Genomic DNA, 4,076 nt, shown 5'->3' with positions numbered 1-4,076 from the left:
CTCAGCAGCGACATTCCCTGCGCGCTCATGAGGACTCCGTGGTGTTGTTGACGCTTGTGGGTAAGGGCTGACGATCCCAGCCGTTTCGTATTCCTTGATGTTTCTTGAGGCGCGAAACAGCCTGATACGAGAAACAAAAGTCCTTCGATACCGCCCTCGCTGCGCGCTGTCATACGCGGGGGCTAAGAATATCCGACAGTTCCTGTACCAGGATGGTGAAACTGAGCGCAGCAGATTTATCGCCTGCCGCGGCTACTTCGGCCAGACGGGGAAGAGTAGGCGTTATAGCCGTGCTCTGCGCAACGAGGAAAGCTAATGCCTCGTCCGACTCCTGGGCGGCAGCTTTGTCCAACTGGTGGCGGGAAAAACCGTCGACAATCTTGTCGAGTTCAACAGCCCTCAAAAGACGCAAGATATCGAGAGCGTCTTTCGGTTTGACTCGATCCCGTTTGTTGTTGTCCTTGTCTTCGAGCCGCTCTTTCAATTTGATGCACTTAGCTACGATGAGCGCTGCTGGCCCCGCCACGTTCACCTGGCACGTTCGACCGTCGTTTTGTGTTAAAGCGCCAAGCGTTCTGGTTTCGAAATCCACCAGGGTGGGCGCAAGTCCCCGGCCACGTCTTGCGGTCTCCCTGCCGTGAGGAGGAATTCTGGCTGATCTTCTGCCCACACCCGCCTGATGCTCTGACACCATGAGGTCAAGCGCAATCCCGGCTGGCCCGGTCCACTGGCCTGGATTGCCCCCAGTTTTCGTGATGAACCCATTCTTTTTGAGAACATCTTGAATCAGCGGGTTAGGACTCAGTTCAGCGGCATTGAGAGCTAGGTCTGCATCCGTGGTCATGATGGAAACCGAGAAGTCACCCTCGCCGGCCCATAGATAGACGGCCTGAGCACCGATCAGTATGACGTGATCCAAGTGATCGCGTAATGCCTCGAGGCCGTCCAGTAGGACCGACCTAGCTGCTATGTACTCCGGAGGAAGACTCATCCCGTTCTCGCATCCTTTTTCTCAGCCCACACGGTCCATCCGGAATCCGGATCGGGGCCTTGCTCGGAGAGGGAACTCATGATCTGGTCGGCTAAGTCGGCTTCCCGGCCGGGAAGGGATCTCAGGTCTACTAAGACTTGGCCCAATGGGGCCACCCAGCCATTGGCTCTCTCGCTGTATCGGGTGCACCGGAGGAGTTCGCGGTCCTTCGGGACTATCAACACCACGTTGGCCTGCGATTTATCGACGGGGTAAAGGCCGATTTCACGAGCGATTCGTTGTGGGGCGTCACAGTACGCGGCGATTTGTTTGCCGCTGACCACGGGGGTCTGACCGTCATTCAAATAGGCGAGGCCTCCGTGGACACCGGTGAGAACGGCGCGCCCGTCGCGCGCCAGTACTTCAGCTGCGTGCTTGAGGCCGCGGGGATCCAGGAACGACTCGACACGGGAGTTGCCCTTAGCCAGTGAATAGTCCTCGGCCCAGCGCTCAATCAGACCCTCCCGGTTGAGGGAGGCCACGGGGCCACGTCGACCTCGAGGTGCTATGACGCCTTCGCGTTCGAGTGTTGGTAACAACTTGGAGACCGTGCCCGGACTCACATGACAGCCATCAGCAATCTCTCGTATCCCGCGTGGCAAAGACGCTGTCACCAGGTAACGAAGTACCCGCGCAGTGGAGGCGCCGGTCAAACGCTGAATATTCTCGTTTCTAGGTTCTCGAGGTGCCCGAGTAGCGCCCGGTCGGTCAATGAGTACCGGGGGCTGATCGCTGACGATATGGACCCACCCAGTGGTATCCATACCGCTGAATCCCACCTCGGCCATGACTTCTCGAGTGCGTGGAGAAAAGTACTCCGATAACAAGCACGGGATCCCATGAATGTCACTCAAGGTCGACCTCAGGTGGGCGATAGTGTCTGTTCGAAGACCTGCGCCTTTCACTTCGACCGACAGGACCACGGGAGATCCAGATGGCGGTGTAATGGTCACAAGGGCATCCGCGAACGAGTGCCCCAAGTCTTTGGGACTGACCGTTTCAAGGCCCCAGGAGTCTGGCAACGCAGCAGCAAGGATCTCAAGACAGCGCGGTAGAACAACTGTTTCTTGATAGAACCCGTTTCGCATAGTGAGAAACATATCAAAATAAGAAACATTTGGACAGAGGTATCAAATCCTGAACTACGTCGTGGATAAGGGCTAATTCACCGCCATGTCCAGGCTCGGGTCCAGTGCCCGCAGCGAATGGTGAGCGTGCCGACCGAGATCACGCCCTCACTCATGGATGCGATCTTGCCAACCGTCTTCAACGTGACGCCATCCGACGAAAGAACATGAAGAAAATATGACACACTATGTGTTGTACATCACATTAGGGCCTTGAGGGGGAGACATGCGTAAGCTTCCGATCGTCACGTCCGGGTTAGTTGTGTTGGTGGCCCTGACAGGATGTGGCGGCACCGGGACGTCCGGTGGCACCGAGACCACGCAACCCGCCGCCACGGCCCAAATGACCTCGCAAACCTCCCCAACCATCGAGAGCTCCCCCACCGCTACGTCTGACGACGGCGCCAACCCCACTGAGGAGGCCTCACCCGGATCCACCCCCACCGAGGACCAAGAATCCTCGGCACCTTCCGGGGACGCAACGGGGGACTCTTTTGCCACGGGCGGATCGACCAACTCAGCCGACCCCGAACCGACGTCCGGCGGGGCGTTGCCGCCCGACGTGAAGGGCCAAACTTTGGTCCTGGCCGACTTTTTCAATCCGGACAGCGACTGGACCGAGGGCCGATATGACGTGGCAGATCGGGGGTCAGTGTCCGGGATTGCGCGTGAAGTTAGTACCTGCGGCCTCGGGGACTCGGTGCCCACTCTGGAGCTGCGGCTCGCCAACAACTTCGACGACCTGAAGTTCGAGGTCGGGCAGAACAACGACTCCCGGTCCAGTGACCAGACGCTCACGGTACGAGTAGAAGGAAACAACAAGCAGCTGTATGTACAGACGATTCCCTTCAACGAGGTCCAGGATTTCTCGGTCCCGGTGGCCGATGTCAACGCCCTCAAAATCCAGTTCTACCTGGATGAGCAGAACGAGAACTGCTACCAGGGTTCAGTTCAGGCCGTGATCTACGACGTCGAGCTCCAGTAGTTCGAAGGTCCAACCGGAGAATATTGTGGCGGATTCCCCTTCTTCCCCTGAGGAGAACAAAGGAAAGAAGCGGCGTATAACGTCGAAGAGAAAAAACAGCGGCGAAGTTTTGCGGGTTATCGAGGTTTTTGCGGCCGTTGCGGCGGTTGTCGTGGCCATCATCTTCGGCGTACTGAATCTGCCTCCCGGTGGAGGGGACACCCAAACCAGCCTCTCACCCACGGCAACGACCTCCCCGGCCGGGGGCTCCCCGGAGACCACGGAGACTATCCAGGAAGAAGATACTCCCACACCCGCACCGGTGGCCGGTCCGAAGCCTGGAACATGCGGCCGGATAGAGGACGAAACGTTTGTTTCCGTGCCGTGCGATGTCCCTCATTCAGCCGAGATCATTCCTGCTTCCGTCGCGTGTAGTATCGAAGATTTCGTCCGATACGCGGGAGGAAACTCCGACCTGGACGTGCTGCACGAGGACATCCAAACCGGTGAAGTGGAGGGCGTATGCTCCGCACGGCTTGCCGGAACTGATCTCCAGCAGAGTTTCAAGGACATCCTGCGGCAGGACAATGGGCAACGTTTCAGGGAGTGCGTGGACGGCCTAGCCGGCGAGATCGTGCCGTGCAGTGAGGAGCACACCGGGGAGGTCGTGTTCCGTGAGGACCCAGCCAATCCCGCGGACCTGCAGTGCGATGAGCGCGCGGCGGAGTACATGGGCACATCAGTGCAGGGGCACTACCTGGAGCTGAACATTGTGAGCACGGAGGAATCGCCCCGCCGTTGCGTCGTCGAAGCTCGCGGGGCGAACTCCTTGACCGGTTCCCTCAGGGACCTGGGGTCCAAGGCGGTACCGATTGGCCCGTCCTACTGACGCACCGCAATGTCCAGGCCCAGGTCCAGCGCCCGCACCGAATGGGTGAGCGCCCCGACCGAGATG

Annotated in this window: 4 protein-coding genes and 1 pseudogene; 2 read left to right on the top strand and 3 right to left on the bottom strand. The window is 58.9% G+C overall.

What is annotated here, in order from left to right; translation table 11 throughout:
* Window positions 1-169 precede the first annotated feature (169 nt).
* The 3 genes and pseudogenes from Q4E95_RS11565 to Q4E95_RS13925 form a co-directional block, all read right to left on the bottom strand.
* Entirely contained in the window at window positions 170-991 is an 822-nt protein-coding gene (locus Q4E95_RS11565; RefSeq protein ID WP_303383451.1) for a GSU2403 family nucleotidyltransferase fold protein, read from the bottom strand.
* Window positions 988-1,512 (bottom strand): hypothetical protein, encoded by a 525-nt coding sequence (locus tag Q4E95_RS11560; protein WP_303383450.1) that lies wholly within the window; start codon window positions 1,510-1,512, stop codon window positions 988-990. Before Q4E95_RS11560 ends, Q4E95_RS11565 begins: the two co-directional genes overlap by 4 nt.
* A 36-nt stretch (window positions 1,513-1,548) precedes the next feature.
* Window positions 1,549-1,794 (bottom strand): annotated as a pseudogene (locus Q4E95_RS13925) (hypothetical protein); the annotation flags it as partial.
* Between the two features lie 589 nt (window positions 1,795-2,383).
* Between Q4E95_RS13925 and Q4E95_RS11555 the strand changes: the two are divergent.
* Together Q4E95_RS11555 and Q4E95_RS11550 are read left to right on the top strand one after the other, a co-directional pair.
* The gene (locus tag Q4E95_RS11555) at window positions 2,384-3,142 is read left to right on the top strand and encodes a hypothetical protein (RefSeq protein WP_303383449.1); all 759 of its coding nucleotides are present in this window, start codon (window positions 2,384-2,386) and stop codon (window positions 3,140-3,142) included.
* Window positions 3,143-3,251: 109 nt separating this feature from the next.
* A complete protein-coding gene (locus Q4E95_RS11550) occupies window positions 3,252-4,010 on the top strand; it encodes a hypothetical protein (RefSeq protein ID WP_303383448.1) in 759 nt (252 codons plus the stop codon).
* Window positions 4,011-4,076 lie beyond the last annotated feature (66 nt).

The organism is Kocuria sp. (assembly GCF_030536815.1).
GTDB classification, from domain to species: Bacteria; Actinomycetota; Actinomycetes; order Actinomycetales; family Micrococcaceae; genus Kocuria; species Kocuria gwangalliensis.
The sequence above is the reverse complement of the archived record's forward strand: the minus strand, read 5'-3'. Positions and strand labels throughout refer to the sequence as shown.

What these genes read in the sequence shown, in the direction of transcription:
- Q4E95_RS11555 (WP_303383449.1), top strand. Translation starts at nt 2,384, where the DNA reads ATGCGTAAGCTTCCGATCGTCACGTCCGGGTTAGTTGTGTTGGTGGCC.
- Q4E95_RS11565 (WP_303383451.1), bottom strand. Translation starts at nt 991, where the DNA reads ATGAGTCTTCCTCCGGAGTACATAGCAGCTAGGTCGGTCCTACTGGAC.